The following is a 16,221-nucleotide window of genomic DNA, read 5'->3' on the forward strand; positions in this document are numbered from 1 at the left end:
ATATGAAACGCATCACCATGCCACTTGTCGCCAGCGTAGTTGCCGGAGTTGTCCTGGCTTTTCCTGCTTTTGCCGCTGAGTTGAAGATAGGCCTGCAGGACGATCCCGATGTGCTCGACCCGGCACAGTCGCGCACCTTCGTGGGGCGCATCGTCTACACCGCGATGTGCGACAAGCTGGTTGATGTCAGCCCGGACCTGAAGCTCGTGCCGCAGCTTGCCACCGAATGGACATGGTCGGACGACGGCAAGCAATTGACCATGAAATTGCGCGAGGGCGTAAAGTTTCACGACGGCACCGATTTCAATGCCGACGCGGTCGTCGCCACGATCGAGCGAAATTTGACGCTTCCGGAATCGCGGCGGAAAAGCGAGCTCGCTTCTGTAGAAAAGATCGAAGCCACAGGCCCTCTCGAGGTCAAATTCACTCTGAAGAGTGCGGATGCGACCTTGGTCGCCCAGTTGTCGGATCGCGCGGGCATGATCGTTTCGCCCACCGCGGCGAAAGAACTCGGCGCCGATTTCGGCAGCAAGCCTGTCTGCGCTGGCCCGTTCAAATTCGTCGAGCGTGTCCAGAACGATAAGATCGTCTTGGAAAAATTCGCCGACTACTGGGACAAGGACAACATCTTCCTCGACAAGGTAACCTATTTGCCGATCCCGGACTCGACCGTTCGTCTGGCAAATCTGCAATCCGGCGATCTCGATTTTGTGGAACGGCTGGCGCCGAGCGATGCGGGCACCGCAAAGGCGGACGCTAACCTGACCTACGCCGACGTGGTCAACCTCGGCTACATGTCGATGTACATCAATGTCGGCAACGGTCCGCGCGCCGACAATCCGCTCGGCAAGGACAAACGTCTGCGTCAGGCCTTTTCGCTGGCGATAGACCGCGAAGCCATCGCCAAGGTCGCTTTTGAGGGTACGGCAGTGGCCGGCAACCAGCCCTTCCCGCCCAGTAGCCCATGGTTCAACAAATCCCTTCCGGTGTTGGGGCGCGATGTCGAGAAGGCCAAGGCGCTCATGAAGGAGGCGGGGGTCGACCGTCTGCCGGTCGAACTCGGCGCCTCGAACAGCCCCATCGTCATGCAGGTGATGCAGATGATACAGGCGATGGTCTCCGAAGCCGGGTTTGACGTCAGCCTGAAAACAACCGAATTCGCCACGCTGCTCGACGAACAGACCGCGGGGAATTACCAAGCTGCCCGAACCGATTGGTCGGGGCGCGTCGACCCGGATGGCAATATTCACCAGTTCGTAACCTGCAAGGGCGGCATCAACGACACGAAATATTGCAACCCAGAAGTCGACAAACTGCTCGACGAGGCGCGTCAGAGCACCGACGAGGCGGTTCGCAAACAGAAATACGATGCCGCGACAGCGATCCTGAACGATGAACTGCCGATCATTTACTTCGGCCATCAGAGCTGGATCTGGGCCTTCAAGAAAAGCGTGACGGGTTTCGTGCCGTCGCCTGACGGGATGATCCGCCTGGTTGGCGTCAAGAACGCCGGCTGACGGACAGCGGCCGCGCGGCGAAATCGCCTGCGCGGCCGTCCCGGATCGGAAAGCCCATGTACGCCTTTATCGCCAAACGACTGCTGGTCGCTGTGCCGACCCTGCTGATCATCTCGATATTCGTCTTTTCGCTGCAAAAGCTGTTGCCGGGTGATCCCATTTTGGCGATGGCCGGCGAGGAACGTGATCCGCAGGTGCTCGAATATCTGCGCGAGAAATATCGGCTGAACGACCCGGTAGCGTATCAGTATGTCGCCTGGCTCGGTTCCGCGCTGCAGGGCGATCTGGGCATATCGTTGCGCACCAATCAGCCCGTGCTCCATCTTATCGCGCAGAAATTGCCGCCAACGATCCAACTCGCGGTGATGTCGATGGTCTTCGCCATATTGGTGGGGGTGCCTATGGGCATTCTGGCGGCGACGCGCAAGAACACGGTGTTCGACTACGTCGCCAGCATTGTCGCGTTGTCAGGTCTCTCGATACCCAATTTCTGGCTCGGGATCATGCTGATCTTGCTCGTATCCGTGCAACTCGGATGGCTGCCGGCTTCGGGCTATGAATCCATCTTTGTCGATCCGGTGAAGTCCATCAAGACCATGCTCATGCCATCCTTCGTGCTCGGCACGGGCCTGGCGGCCACGCTGATGCGCCATACCCGCTCGGCGATGATCGGCGTGCTGACTTCGGACTACATCCGGACTGCCCGTGCAAAAGGCCTTCCCGAGCGCGCGGTGGTGCTTGAGCACAGTTTCCGCAACGCGCTGCTGCCAATCATCACCCTGGGTGCGCTGCTGTTCGGCGAATTGCTGGCAGGCGCGGTTCTGACGGAACAGATTTTCACGATACCCGGCTTCGGCAAGCTGATTGTCGACGCTGTATTCAACCGCGACTATGCCGTCGTTCAGGGTGTCGTTCTGTGCACTGCCGTCGGCTTCATCCTCATGAACCTCATCGCCGACATTCTTTACGTGCTCCTGAATCCGCGTATGAGGGCCGCGCTGTGACGGCCCTCGATCAAACTGTCCCGATCGCCGGTGCGGCGCAACGTTCGCACAGCCGTGCATGGCGCAAGTTCAGGGCGAACAAGGGTGCGCTGGCAGGTCTCGGCATTATCCTGTTCTTCGCATTGCTCGCCATCGCTGCGCCGGCTTTGCCGATTGTCGATCCCAACGCGACGGACTGGGCGGCGGTCCGTCAGCCTCCTTCGCCCGCACATTGGCTCGGCACAGATGAAATCGGCCGCGATCTGCTGTCGCGCATGATCTGGGGTACGCGAGCATCCCTCATGGCTGGTGCTTTCTCGGTGGCTATCGCCGTGTTGGCAGGCGTCCCGTTCGGGCTGGTCGCGGGTTATTTTGGCGGCTGGGCGGACATGGTGATTTCCCGGATAACCGAAGCTTTCCTTGCAATGCCGTTCCTGATCACGGCAATAGCGCTTGCCGCATTTCTTGGACCGAGCCTGACCAATGCAATGATCGCGATAGGTTTCTCGGCCATGCCGATCTTCGTGCGGTTGACGCGAGGCCAGGTGCTGGCCGTCAAGACGGAAGACTATGTCGAAGGCGCACGTGCCATCGGCCTGCGTCATTCCCGCATTCTCCTGCGCTACATCCTGCCCAATGTCTTCGCGCCGATCCTCGTGCAGGCGACACTTACGGTGGCTACGGCCATCATAGCCGAGGCCAGTCTCTCCTTCCTCGGTCTTGGCCAGCAGCCTCCGGCGCCGAGTTGGGGAGCCATGCTCAACGTTGCCAAGAACTTCATGTCTCAGGCACCCTGGATGGCGTGGTGGCCCGGCGCCGCCATCTTCCTGGTTGTCATGGGCTTCAATTTGTTGGGCGACGGCCTGCGCGATGCGCTCGACCCTCGCGAAAGTTAGAAACCTGCAGTTGGACATCAGATGACCGCATTCACAACCCGTCCGGAAATCCTTGGCACGTTCGGTGTCGTCGCCTCCACTCATTGGATCGCGTCCGCGGTCGGCATGAGCATTCTGGAGCGTGGCGGCAATGCGTTCGACGCTGCCGTCGCGACCGGTTTTGTCTTGCAAGTCGTGGAGCCGCATCTATGCGGACCGGGCGGCGATTTGCCCGCACTGATCTATTCCAAGCGCAATGATAAGATTGAGGTGATTTGTGCCCAGGGGCCGGCACCGGCCGGCGCGACGATCGATCATTATCGCACCGAGGGGCTTTCTCTTATCCCCGGCGACGGATTGCTTGCCACGGTCATCCCCGGCGCATTCGACGGCTGGATGCTGTTGCTGCGCGATTATGGCACGATGAGCGTTCGCGACGTGCTGGAACCGGCGATCCATTACTGCGAGCAAGGTCATCCCGCCTTGCCGCGTGTCGCCAACACGATCGGCGGCTTGGCCGATTTCTTCCGCGAGGAATGGCCGACATCTTTCGAAACCTGGCTGCCGGGTAGCGTTGCGCCGCAACCGTACGGCAACCTGCGTAACCCGACACTCGGCGAAACCTGGAGACGCATCGTCGCCGAGGCTGAATCCGTTAGTGGACGCGAGCGGCAGATAGAAAAAGCCCGGGACGCATTCTATCGCGGCTTCGTCAGCGAGGCGATCGATCGTTACGTGACGAATACCGCAGTGAAGGATGCCAGCGGGCAACGCCACAAGGGTGTCCTCACGGCGACCGACATGGCCAACTGGTCGGCAACGGTCGAGAAGCCCTCGGTCGTCGATTATCACGGCTGGACAGTCGCCAAGACGGGGCCTTGGGGGCAAGGACCTGTGCTCCTTCAGTCGCTGGCGATTCTCGAAGGAATGGATATCGGGTCCATGGACCCTTGCGGTGACGAATTCGTGCACGTCGTCACCGAGGCCATGAAATTAGCCTTCGCGGACCGCGAGGTTTATTACGGTGATCCGAATTTCGGCGAGATTCCAATCGAACTGCTGTTGTCGCCCGCTTATGCCAGCGAGCGCCGCAAGCTGATTGGTGGCAACGCTTCCTACGATCTTCGCCCCGGCAAGCTTTCCGGTTTCGAGGATCAGGTGGATCGGACCATGCGGCTGCTCGATGCATCATCCGCCACCGGCGCCGTCTATGAACCGACCATGGCACACCTGTCGGAAAAGCGCGGTGACACGGTCCACATCGACGTCATCGACCGTCATGGCAACATGATTTCCGTGACCCCGTCCGGCGGCTGGTTGCAGTCGTCGCCAACCATTCCCGGGCTTGGCTTCTGCCTGAATTCGCGTGCCCAGATGTTCTGGCTCGAGCCCGGTCTGCCGACATCGCTCGCTCCGGGAAAGCGCCCTCGTACGACGCTTACGCCGTCATTGGCGTTTCATGAGGACGGTACCCGCCTCGCGTTCGGTACGCCGGGAGGCGATCAGCAGGACCAGTGGCAGCTCTCCTTTTTCCTGCGGCGGGTTCACCACGTGTCGAACCTGCAGGCTGCGATCGATGCGCCGCTCTTTCACACGTCGCATTTCCCGAGCTCGTTCCACCCGCGCAGCCGCGAGCCGGGCAGCTTGATGGCAGAAGAAAATTTCGACCCTCGGGTGCTGGAGGCACTGCGCGCACGCGGCCATCGGCTCACAGTGGCCGAGCCATGGTCGGTTGGCCGTCTCACTGCCGCCGGCCGGGATGCTGACGGACTGCTGCGCGCCGCCGCGACGCCGCGGCTTATGCAGGCTTATGCGGTGGGACGATGAGCCGATGACCTATTCGATTGTCGCCCGCGACCCGCAGACAGGGCATTTGGGCATCGCCGTCGCGAGCCGTTTCTTTGCCGTCGGCGGTCTCGTGCCGCATATGCGCGGTGGCGTCGGCGCCGTCGCCACGCAGGCATTCGTCAATCCGCTTTATGGCATCGACGGTCTCGCCTTGCTGGCCGAAGGCCGCGCTCCCGCCGACATCGTGACCGAACTGACCACCGGGGACGAAGGCCATGGCAACCGTCAATTCCATCTGATCGACGCCGAAGGTCGCAATGCGGCGTTCACGGGCGAGAAATGCATCGATTGGGCCGGGCACCTGATCGGTGAGGGTGTATCCGTTGCCGGCAATATGTTGACAGGCGAAGCCGTCATCGCCGACACGCTGGCAGCCTATCAGGCTGGTTCAGACAAACCCTTTGCCAAGCGGCTTCTCGACGCCATGCAAGCCGGTGAGGATGCGGGAGGCGACAAACGCGGAAAGCAGTCGGCTGCGTTGGCGATCTTTCGGGACCAGGACTATCCATGGCTCAGCATCCGTTCCGACGATCACGCCGATCCGTTGGCGGAATTGCGCCGGCTCTATGCTGTTGCTGGCGAACGATACCTCTACGTCGCTGAAACGATGGCGACGCGCGCCAATCCGAACGGCATGCTGGACCGTCGCGAGATCGACGAGAAGATTGCGGCGCTTGAAAAGGCGCGCATCGCCGAAGGCCGCCCATCGGCATCGTTCGGCACTCCGCTGAAGATATGAGGTAGCATGAAGGTGGGCGAGCAGCCGGCAGGGCCGGTCCTTTCAGTCAGTGGGTTGACGACATCCTTCCTCGTCGATGGCCAATGGAAGCCGGTTCTTCACGACGTCGGCTTTGAGGTCTTTCCACGTGAGACCGTGGCTATCGTTGGCGAAAGCGGTTCAGGCAAGAGTGTTACTTCGCTGTCGGTCATGCGGCTACTCGCCAAAGGATCGAGCCGCATCGAAGGCAAGGTTCTGCTCAACGGCAAGGATGTGCTGAGGCTCAGCGACGCGGACATGCGTCGGGTGCGCGGCAATGACGCCGCGATGATCTTCCAGGAGCCGATGACCAGCCTCAATCCGGTCTTCACGATCGGTAGGCAGATCTCCGAAGCGCTGATCTGGCATCGCCGCATCGCCAAATCGGAGGCTCGAACCGAGACGATCCGGCTTCTGGAAAAGGTCCGCATTCCCAACGCCGCCTCGCGTTTCGATGAATATCCGCATCAATTTTCGGGCGGTATGCGTCAGAGGGTGATGATCGCGATGGCGTTGGCATGCCGACCGAAACTGCTCATCGCCGACGAGCCGACCACGGCGCTCGACGTGACCATCCAGGGTCAGATTCTCGACCTTATCAAGACGCTGCAGGATGAAGAGGGAATGTCGGTTCTCTTTATCACCCACGACATGGGGGTGGTCGCCGAGATCGCCGACCGAACCATCGTCATGTACCGCGGCGAAGCTGTCGAAGCCGGTGCGACCGAGGAAATTTTTCATCGCGGCAAACACCCTTATACGCGTGCGCTTCTGTCCGCGGTGCCACGCCTGGGGTCGATGACCAATTGCAAAAGGCCGCTGCCCTTTCCCGTCGTCGACATGGCGACCGGCAGCATCAGCGAACCGCGCGAAATCAGTGAAACGGTCGAAAGGGAGCACTCACCGATCCTGGCAGTACGCAATCTCTGCAAACGGTTCGATTTTCGTCGCGGAATTTTCGGTGGCAAAGCCGGCGCGGTGCATGCCGTCGAGAATGTTTCCTTCGATCTGTTGCAAGGCGAGACGCTGGCCATCGTGGGTGAATCCGGCTGCGGCAAGTCGACGACAGGCCGAGCCATCACCCGCCTGGTCGAACCTGATTCCGGTAGTGTCCACCTCGAGGGCGACGATTTCTTGGCACTCGATCCGGCTTCGCTGCGTGCCAGGCGCAGCAGCATCCAAATGGTCTTCCAGGATCCGTTCGCCAGCCTCAATCCGCGCATGACCATCGGCGCCACCATAGCGGAGCCGCTGCTGGAACACGGTATCGTTGAACGCGGCGAGGCGCAGGAGCGCGTTGCCGCGCTGCTGCAGCGCGTCGGGCTTACCCCGGACATGGTAGCCCGCTATCCGCATGAATTCTCCGGTGGCCAGCGCCAACGCATCGCCATTGCCCGCGCGCTGGCACTCGACCCCAAGGTCATCGTCGCCGACGAAAGCGTGTCCGCGCTGGATGTTTCGATCAAGGCTCAGATTTGCAATCTGCTCATGGACATACAGGAGAGCTTGCGGCTCGCCTTCGTCTTCATCTCACATGACATGGCGGTGGTCGAACGCATCAGCCACCGCGTTGCGGTGATGTATCTTGGCGAAATCGTCGAGATCGGGCCGCGCCAGGCCATCCTTGAGGATCCTCGACATGATTATACAAAAAAGCTGCTATCCGCGGTTCCCGTTCCCGACCCCTCACGCCGCGGCATCCGCAGGAATGCGGCCGTCGAAGAATTAAGCAATCCCGTTCGACCAGTGGGTTATGTGGCACCCGTACGGGAATATCGCGAGGTGGCCGCAGGCCATCTCGTGATGAGGAACTGAAGTTCAAGGATTGAGATGTGGTTTGCCCTTTCCTGAGAATATGAACTGAATCGAAGCTGCGAGCGAACCAAACTCTGACCCGCCGCTTACAGTTACGGGGGCAACTCCGGCATCGCATTCGTCCTGGATTTCCAGATGTCTGCTTCGACAAAATACGATGATAAAAATCATCCCGTCGTGCGATGGACAGTACAGGAGATATTCTGATGAGTTTGGATCGATCCGAAAACCGGTTTGCCGACTGGATCGGAAGAGTTGAGGAGTGTCGCGACGTCGTGTCTGTCGAGCGACTCCGCAGGTTCTCCGCGATATTTGACGAGGATCCGGCTATTCCGGACTTCGGAAACACGGCACCTCCGCTCTCGCACTGGACCCTATTTCTGCCGACCGCGCGTCAATCGGAACTGGGCGAGGACGGCCATGCCAAACGCGGGGGTTTTCTTCCACCAGTCAACCACCTCCCGCGACGCATGTGGGCGGGGGGACGGATCGATTTCTTCTCTCCGCTGCGGGTAGGAATGTCGGTGGTCCGTCACTCGGAGATCATGAGTGTGAAGGAGCGCGATGGAAGCCTCGGGCCACTGATCTTCGTGACTCTCCGTCATGAAATCCGGGAGGAGGGCGGATCTGAACCCTTGCTCGTCGAAGACCACGACATCGTCTATCGGGGTGCCGAGGCGTTTGCCGCCAAGCGGTTGACGCCAGCCGAGACCAAGGCGGATTGGGAAAGTTCGATAGTGCCGGATGAAACGTTGCTATTCCGCTATTCCGCGCTGACATTTAACGGCCACCGCATCCACTACGACCGGAGATATGTGACGACCGTCGAGGGTTATCCGGGGTTGGTCGTGCACGGGCCACTGATCGCCACGCTGCTCGTCAACCTTCTTCGGGCCAACAGTTCAAACTCGGCGTTGAAGGCCTTCTCTTTCCGTGCGGTTTCACCTGTTTTCGATGGCGCCCGGATGTTCGTTCGCGGCACCGTGCCGGACGCGGAGGGCAGGGCCAAGCTTTGGGCGGCCAACGCGGAGAACGGTCTTGCGATGCAAGCGGAAGCGCAACTGGCGTGAGCGGGTCCCTTGGACTACATCCTTGATGCCGCGCCATACTACGTGCGCGCGTTAACCGCGCCATCGAAAGCAGGCATAGATGCAGACCACCGGCGGTGACAATTACCTTGAGATACGCGACGCCATTCGTGTGCTTTGCGCGGAATTCCCGGCGGAGTACCACCGCAAGGTCGACGAGGCTCGAGGCTATCCCGACGAATTCGTCGACGCCCTGACACGAGCGGGGTGGATGGCTGCGCTCATCCCGGAGCAATACGGTGGCTCCGGTCTCGGATTGACGGAAGCTTCGGTCATCATGGAAGAGATCAACCGGTCCGGCGGCAATTCGGGTGCCTGCCATGGCCAGATGTACAACATGAATACCTTGGTTCGCCATGGCTCGGAAGAGCAGCGGCAACGCTATTTGCCGAAAATCGCGAGCGGTGAGCTTCGCCTGCAGTCAATGGGTGTTACCGAGCCTACCACCGGCACCGATACGACCGGCATCAAGACCACAGCCCGGAAGAAGGGGGATCGCTACGTTATCAATGGCCAGAAAGTATGGATTTCCCGCATCCAACACTCGGATTTGATGGTCCTGCTCGCCCGCACGACGCCGCTTGATCAGGTCAAGAAAAAAACGGAAGGCATGTCGATCTTTATCGTCGATCTCAAGGAGGCGGCGGGGAAGGGCATGACAGTTCGGCCTATTCGCAACATGGTCAATCATGAGACGAATGAGCTGTTCTTCGACGACCTGGAGATTCCCGAGGAGAACCTGATCGGCGAGGAAGGCCAAGGGTTCAAATATATCCTGACAGGCCTGAACGCCGAGCGTACGTTGATCGCAGCGGAATGTATCGGCGATGGATATTGGTTCATCGAGAAAGTGTCGGATTACGTCAAGGAACGCACCGTCTTCGGCCGGCCAATAGGCCAAAACCAAGGTGTACAGTTCCCCATCGCCGAAAGCTATGTGGAGATCGAGGCCGCCAATCTGATGCGCTACGAGGCCTGTCGTCTCTACGACGCGGGGGAACCTTGTGGCGCGCAGGCCAACATGGCGAAATATCTTGCTGCCAAGGCCTCGTGGGAGGCGGCAAACGCATGCATCCAGTTCCATGGCGGTTTTGGGTTTGCTTGCGACTACGATATCGAGCGCAAATTCCGCGAGACCCGCCTGTACCAGGTCGCGCCGATCTCCACGAACCTCATTCTGAGCTATGTCGCCGAGCATGTCCTTGGGCTGCCACGGTCGTTCTGATGGCGATCGTCAAACGCCGTAGTGCGTACAGAGCCAAAAGCCGGTTCTGTATCTTTGACACATCCGGCTTGCCCTTTCCCCAATAAAGCGACTGCAAGCTATGCGAGTGTTCAAGCCGCGTGGAATATCCTTCCGCCTTTCATGCTTATTTTGGATTGTATTCCATTGCTCATTCAAAAATTGCATGATTAACTTATAAGATGGAGCTAAAGCAGCTTGAAGCATTTCTTGCCGTTTTTTCCGCGGGCAGCATCACCGCAGCAGCCCGCCTGCTCGACCGCTCGCAACCGGCGGTGAGCCGATTGATCCAGGAACTTGAAAGCGACATCGGCTTCGAACTGCTACACCGGAACGGCCCCCGCATAACCCCGACCGAGCGCGGCATCCGCTTCCACGAGGAGGCCGAGCGCCTCCTCACCGGAATCGGCCGGCTGCACGAACGTGCCAGGGCTATTGCGACCGAAGAGGCCGTGCCGATCGAGATCGTCGCCATTCCCGCCTTCGCTGCCGGCTTCGTGCCGAAAGCGCTCACCAGCATGCCGCAGCACGCTTTGCCGTCACGGCTTCACGTGCGGAGCGCACCGGCCGAGTCCGGCATCCAGTCGGTTCTCGCCCGCACGGCCGATCTCTGTGTCGTATCGCTGCCGGCCGAGCAGCCAGGACTGGAAACGCATCTCCTCGCTCAGGCGCCCTGCGTCGTGGCGCTCGCAACTTCTGATCCTCTGGCCAGGAAGGATGTCATCGCCATCACTGATCTGGAGGGACGGAGCCTGATCACCATGGCCAATCCGTTCCGCCTTCGGCGCCGCGTCGACCAAGCCATCGAGGCGCATAGCGTCAACGCGGCAAGGGTGATCGATACCAATGCAGCCGTGGTCGCGATGCAATTGACCGCCTGCGGTGCGGGGGTCGCCATCATCGAACCGGTGACTGCCTATGGAGTGTCGCTGAAGGGGGTGGAAATCCGCCCACTCGACGTCGATATTCCATTTCTGTGGGGGGTATTCTCTGCGGTCTCGCGTCCGCTCCCGGAAACCGCGCGGGCCTTTATCGATCAATTCATCAAGACGACCGTTTCGGCGATCCCCGGTCTGGTTCAGCACGATCCGCGCAGGACTGACCTGGTGACGGAGGCAATCTTCGGCGGTACCCGGCACAGGGCAGGGGTGACTTGATGAGCGTCGTCGCCACGGACAGAGCCGCTGGACTGACTGCGTTGCGCGAACGGCTTCAAAACGACCTCAGTCTGCTGGAATTGCCCGGCAAGGCGTGGATGCCGCCTCGTGCGGCGAACGGCGAGCGTGTCCATGACATCGTCATCGTCGGCGGCGGCATGTGCGGACTGGTCGCCCATTTCGCGCTCCAGTGCGGCGGCATGCGCAATGTGCGCATCTTCGATCGCAATCCGGAGGGACGCGAAGGGCCGTGGATCACCTATGCGCGCATGGAGACGCTGCGCTCGCCGAAGCAACTTGCCGGCCCCGCCTTCGGTATTGGAGCATTGACCTTCCGTGCCTGGTTCACCGCGCAGTTCGGCGAGGCCGCCTGGGACGCACTCGACAAGATTCCCCGCCCGATGTGGATGGATTATCTGCGGTGGTACCGCAAAGTGCTTGGCATACCGGTCGAGAATGAGGTGGAGGTCGCTTCGATCCTGCCCGAAGGTGACTATCTGCGCCTCGCCCTTTCCGGCAGCGGCGCGAAGGAGGCGTCGATTCTCGCCCGCAAGGTGATCATGGCCACCGGCCGGGAGGGTACCGGCACTCCCAACATTCCTTCCTTCGTCGACGGTTTGCCGAAATCGTGCTGGGCGCATTCGTCCGAGGATATCGATTTCAGCGCTCTCAAGGGTAAGCGCGTTTTGGTGATCGGCGTCGGTGCGTCCGCTGTCGACAATTCGGCCGAGGCGCTCGAGGCGGGGGCTGCGGAGGTCCGTCATCTCATCCGTCGCAAGGAAATGCCGACCATCAACAAGATGATGGGCATCGGCTCGTTCGGATTTCTCAGCGGCTTCCCGGAACTGCCGGATGAGTGGCGCTGGCGTTTCATGCACTACTCTTTCGTCACGCAAACGCCGTCGCCGCGCGGTTCGACGCTGCGCGTCAGCCGCCACAAGAACGCGTACTTCCATTTTGGCAAAGCTATAGGACGGGTCGAGAGATCGGGCGGCGAACTCCTGATTGAAACCAGCGATGGGAGTCGCCTGGCAACGGATTTCCTCATTCTCGGCACCGGCTTCATGGTCGATCCGCTCGCCCGCTCCGAGATGCCAGGTTATGCCGGCGAGATCCTGCTGTGGAAGGATCGCTACACGCCGCCAGAAGATACGCAAAACCGCGAACTCGCGAATTTTCCATATCTGGACGCTGATTTCGCATTCCAGGAAAGAACGCCGGGCAATGCACCGTGGCTCAAGCACATACACTGCTTCAACTACGGCGCGACCGCCAGCCTCGGCAAGGTCAGCGGGGACATCCCTGGCATCAGCGAAGGGGCGCAGTGGCTCGCACGCGGACTGGCAGCGAGGTTCTATGCGGAAGACGTCGCCATCCACTGGCAAGGCATGCTCGACTACGACAAGCCGGAACTCCTGGGTGACGAATGGACGGCCTCGGAAATCGAGGAGACGACCGACGGCGGTGCTCTGCAGGCCGCGGGCAAAGGAGGCTGACGGGAATATGTCCGCACTTGCAAGCAACGACGTGGTGACCGAACAGTCCAGGGTACTCCCCGGCGAGGCTGCCCACGAAGCTCTGGTCGCCCGCGCCGAGGTCGTTGCGATGACGCAGGCCACGCACGACGCGGCACTGAAACCCAAGGATCCGGGTGGTCTGTCGCACGCCGAACGGGCAGCGCTTGCAAGCCGCATCGCCAGGCTGAACGCCGATGCCGGACTTGCCGCGCACTACGAGACACTCATGCATGAAGCAGTCGCGTCCGCTGAGGTGGAATGCATCGCGGACCCGGCCTTCAAGGGCAGCGGCCGCATCGGTGCGCTCATCGCCTACACCGACCTTGCATCGACGGCGCCAAAGGACGTTGGGCCGAGCGATATCGAGGCGCTGAAGCAGGCCGGCGTCGGCGACGCCGACATTGTTCGCCTCGCCGAACTCAACGCTTTCCTGGCCTACCAGGTGAGGCTGATCGCCGGACTGAAACTGTTGAGAGGCCAGGGATGAGCGGGGTGCTGCACGAATTCACGACGCAAGTTCCCGAATGGCGGCCGCGTGTGAAGCCGATCGAGCTCGCCAATGCGACGCCGGAACAACTTGAGGCGTTGCAGGTAACGCCATCCAACACCCAAGTGTCCGACTACGTGCTGGTGCTCGCCAACGACGTCGAGACGCTCAAGGTACGCTCGCCGCTGTTCAACGCCATCATGTACGGACGCGGCGGACTGTCTCGCGCGGAGCGTGAACTCGGGGCGGTCGGCGCCTCCATCGTCAACCGCTGCATTTACTGCGCTGCGGTCCATGCCAGCCGCCACAACCAACTGACGAAGGATGAAACCGTTATCGCGAAGATATTCGCCGACGGCGAGAACGCTGAAATCGAAGAACGGCAAGCCGCAATATTGAACTTCGCTGTCCGGCTGTCGCGCGCACCAAGCGAGGCAGACCCCGAGGATATGCGGAGATTGCGAAATGCCGGGCTCTCAGATGAGGAAATCCTCGACCTGATCCTGTCGGCGTCACTGTTCGGCTGGGCGAACCGGCTGATGCACACACTCGGCGATCCGGTTGCCAGGGACGACGCGAACGGCGGGAGTGGACGATAGATGGCGGGCGCGAGTGACATGGGTATGAACGACAAGGGCGTGACGGTCGGCATTGTTGGTGCGGGTGCGATTGCATTCGGTGCTGCCGCCTTCCTAGAGAACGCCGGCCACAAGCCCATATTGTGGTCGCCTTCGGGTGAGGGGACCAAGCGGCTGGCGACCGGGGAAAAGCTTATCGCCAAGGGTGCGATCGAGGGTACGTTCCAGCCCGGCGTCGCGTCGTCGGCGACGGATCTGGCTGAACGTTCGGACGTTCTGATGATCGCCCTGCCGGGCTATGGCCACAAGGGCGTGATGGATGCGGTAGCGCCATATATCCGCGGCGATCAGGTCGTGCTCATCAGTTCGCATGCCTCCTTCGGTGCGCTTTATCTTTCCAGGCTGCTGGCCCGGCGCGGCATTGTCGTTCCGATCGTCGCCTGGGGTACGACGGTCACGACGGGGCGCCGACCGAGCCCGGTCGAAGCGAGCGTCAACACGGTGCGCAGCAAGGTCGACATCTGCACGGTACCGGCTTCGCGCAGCGCGGAAGGCCTGACCGTTTGCCGCAAGCTGTTCGGGGACCGGTTCGTGCAACGCGAAGGGTTGCTGGCGATCGCGCTCAGCAACCTCAATCCGCAGAACCACCTTGGTATCGCACTCTGCAACATGACTCGCATGGAGCACGGCGAAAACTGGGGGCAGGGGCTCAACGTCACCCCAAATGTCGGGCGGCTTCTCGAAGCACTCGACCGGGAGCGGCTGGCCATCGCCGAAGTATTGGGGTTGTCGGTGCGGACGATTTTCGAGCACTTCCACCTGTCTTTCCATGTGCCGGTGGACAATATTTCGAACATGAACCAGCAGATGCACCGCGAGGGACGCGGCGGCGTCGGCCCCGCCACGGCAGATTCGCGCTACGTGACCGAGGACGTGCCCTACGGGCTGCTTGCCACCGTCAAGCTCGGGACGCTGACAGGCAGGCACGCCAAGTTGCACCAGGCCGGGGTCGAGATCTTTTCGGCCTTGTACGGGCGGGATTTCTTTTCCGAGAACGAACTGCTCGGCGCGCTGGACCTGGACTCGATGTCGCTCGACGAACTGAAGACGCTGTCACGCGAAGGATATGCCGCGCCTGTTCGACAGCAGATGGAAATGTAATTCGATGCAATGGGAGAAACGGAAATGACAAGAATTATCGCCAACAGACGTGCATTCATCAAAACGACTGCGGCGGGAGCCGCAATGCTTGCTGCGCCCACGATCTTTCGCAGCACGCCAGCTCGCGCGGCAGGCGTCGTGAATGTCTGGACGTACGCAAACTTCCTGCCGCCGGAATTCAAGGAGGAGTTCCAGAAGGAAACCGGCATCCAGATCCAGGAACGCCTGGTGGACGACCAGGGAAAGCAATTCAACCTTCTGACTGCCGAGCAGCCAAATCCAACCGTGGACATCGTGACCGTCGCCGGCCATCGCTTCCTGCAGTTCATCGACGCGGGACTCCTGGCGCCGATCGACACCGCCCGGCTGAAAAACTGGGGCAATATCAACCCGGTGTTCTCGGAAAGCGACTGGGCGATCATCAAGGACCAGAAGTGGGGCACGCCGATCCTGTCGGGCGCGGAAGTACTTGCCTACAACACGGAGGCGGTGACTCCGGAAGAGGCCAAAAGCTGGGACGCCATGTTCGACAAGAAGTATGAGGGCCAGACGGCCTACATCATCCAGGACATGATGTCGGTCATGATGCTCTACAAGGGTTATGACGGAAACATGGTCAAGTACATGAACGATCCGGCGAAGGCGGCGGAGATCGTCAAGGAAGTCCGCGACTTCATGATCGCGAACAAGTCGATGGTGCGCAAATTCTACGATTCCGGTGCGGAAATCCAGCAGATGTTCGTCAACCAGGATGTCGTCCTGGCGCATGCCTGGAACGGCCCGATCTCCAAGCTCATCATGGATGGCATGCCGGTCGCCATGACTATCCCGAAGGAAGGCTCCTACGGCTTCGTCTACACCTTCAACATTCCAAAGAACGCACCGAACGCCGACAACGCGTATACGCTGCTCGACGCGCTGCTGGCGCGGCCGGAGATCGGAGCCAACATGACACGGACATCCGGGTTCATCTCGACCATCAAGGGCGCCGGCGACCACCTCAACGATCTGGAGAAGAAGGCATCCTCCTTCAGTGAGGAAGAGCTTGCCGGTCTGCAGTTCTTCCGCGCGGAAGCAAACGACATGAAATACAAACTCGTCGATCCGGCGGTCGAAGAAATCAAGGCCGCCTGAACGAACTTTGTCGGCTGGTCTCGCCGTCCGGCCGACAATCTCCGACCGGCCATCGGTACAT

Annotated in this window: 14 protein-coding genes; all 14 read left to right on the top strand. The window is 60.6% G+C overall.

Annotation, left to right across the window (positions count from 1 at the left end; translation table 11 throughout):
- The first annotated feature begins 2 nt into the window (after positions 1 to 2).
- The 14 genes from OHD58_RS21145 (at position 3) to OHD58_RS21210 (ending at position 16,160) form a co-directional block, all read left to right on the top strand.
- Complete coding sequence (locus OHD58_RS21145) at positions 3 to 1,517, top strand: ABC transporter substrate-binding protein (protein WP_263805418.1); 1,515 nt, start codon at positions 3 to 5, stop codon at positions 1,515 to 1,517.
- Between the two features lie 56 nt (positions 1,518 to 1,573).
- Positions 1,574 to 2,521 carry an ABC transporter permease gene (locus OHD58_RS21150; protein WP_263805419.1) on the top strand — a complete coding sequence of 316 codons (948 nt, stop codon included), beginning with the start codon at positions 1,574 to 1,576 and terminating at the stop codon, positions 2,519 to 2,521.
- A complete protein-coding gene (locus OHD58_RS21155; RefSeq protein ID WP_263805420.1) occupies positions 2,518 to 3,396 on the top strand; it encodes an ABC transporter permease in 879 nt (292 codons plus the stop codon). The genes OHD58_RS21150 and OHD58_RS21155 overlap by 4 nt, the downstream gene beginning before the upstream one ends.
- A gap of 21 nt (positions 3,397 to 3,417) precedes the next feature.
- Positions 3,418 to 5,202, top strand: coding sequence for a gamma-glutamyltransferase family protein (locus tag OHD58_RS21160; protein ID WP_263805421.1), 1,785 nt, complete (start codon positions 3,418 to 3,420; stop codon positions 5,200 to 5,202).
- 4 nt (positions 5,203 to 5,206) lie between these two features.
- Positions 5,207 to 5,962 carry a DUF1028 domain-containing protein gene (locus tag OHD58_RS21165; RefSeq protein ID WP_263805422.1) on the top strand — a complete coding sequence of 252 codons (756 nt, stop codon included), beginning with the start codon at positions 5,207 to 5,209 and terminating at the stop codon, positions 5,960 to 5,962.
- Positions 5,963 to 5,968: 6 nt separating this feature from the next.
- On the top strand, positions 5,969 to 7,795 hold the full coding sequence (locus tag OHD58_RS21170) for an ABC transporter ATP-binding protein (protein WP_263805423.1): 1,827 nt from the start codon (positions 5,969 to 5,971) through the stop codon (positions 7,793 to 7,795).
- 212 nt (positions 7,796 to 8,007) lie between these two features.
- Positions 8,008 to 8,865: a MaoC family dehydratase N-terminal domain-containing protein gene (locus OHD58_RS21175; protein WP_263805424.1), complete on the top strand. Its 858-nt coding sequence runs from the start codon at positions 8,008 to 8,010 to the stop codon at positions 8,863 to 8,865.
- Between the two features lie 79 nt (positions 8,866 to 8,944).
- Positions 8,945 to 10,108 (top strand): acyl-CoA dehydrogenase family protein, encoded by a 1,164-nt coding sequence (locus OHD58_RS21180; protein WP_263805425.1) that lies wholly within the window; start codon positions 8,945 to 8,947, stop codon positions 10,106 to 10,108.
- A gap of 200 nt (positions 10,109 to 10,308) precedes the next feature.
- Positions 10,309 to 11,283 carry a LysR family transcriptional regulator gene (locus tag OHD58_RS21185; RefSeq protein WP_263805426.1) on the top strand — a complete coding sequence of 325 codons (975 nt, stop codon included), beginning with the start codon at positions 10,309 to 10,311 and terminating at the stop codon, positions 11,281 to 11,283.
- Complete coding sequence (locus OHD58_RS21190) at positions 11,283 to 12,779, top strand: NAD(P)-binding domain-containing protein (protein ID WP_263805427.1); 1,497 nt, start codon at positions 11,283 to 11,285, stop codon at positions 12,777 to 12,779. The genes OHD58_RS21185 and OHD58_RS21190 overlap by 1 nt, the downstream gene beginning before the upstream one ends.
- A 7-nt stretch (positions 12,780 to 12,786) precedes the next feature.
- A complete protein-coding gene (locus OHD58_RS21195) occupies positions 12,787 to 13,287 on the top strand; it encodes a CMD domain-containing protein (RefSeq protein WP_263805428.1) in 501 nt (166 codons plus the stop codon).
- Entirely contained in the window at positions 13,284 to 13,886 is a 603-nt protein-coding gene (locus OHD58_RS21200) for a peroxidase-related enzyme (protein WP_263805429.1), read from the top strand. The genes OHD58_RS21195 and OHD58_RS21200 overlap by 4 nt, the downstream gene beginning before the upstream one ends.
- 39 nt (positions 13,887 to 13,925) lie before the next feature.
- Positions 13,926 to 15,026: an NAD/NADP octopine/nopaline dehydrogenase family protein gene (locus OHD58_RS21205; protein ID WP_263805606.1), complete on the top strand. Its 1,101-nt coding sequence runs from the start codon at positions 13,926 to 13,928 to the stop codon at positions 15,024 to 15,026.
- Between the two features lie 24 nt (positions 15,027 to 15,050).
- Entirely contained in the window at positions 15,051 to 16,160 is a 1,110-nt protein-coding gene (locus OHD58_RS21210) for an ABC transporter substrate-binding protein (protein ID WP_263805430.1), read from the top strand.
- The last annotated feature ends 61 nt before the right edge of the window (positions 16,161 to 16,221 follow it).

The organism is Mesorhizobium sp. ZC-5 (assembly GCF_025753855.1).
In the GTDB taxonomy this organism is placed as follows: Bacteria; Pseudomonadota; Alphaproteobacteria; order Rhizobiales; family Rhizobiaceae; genus Neomesorhizobium.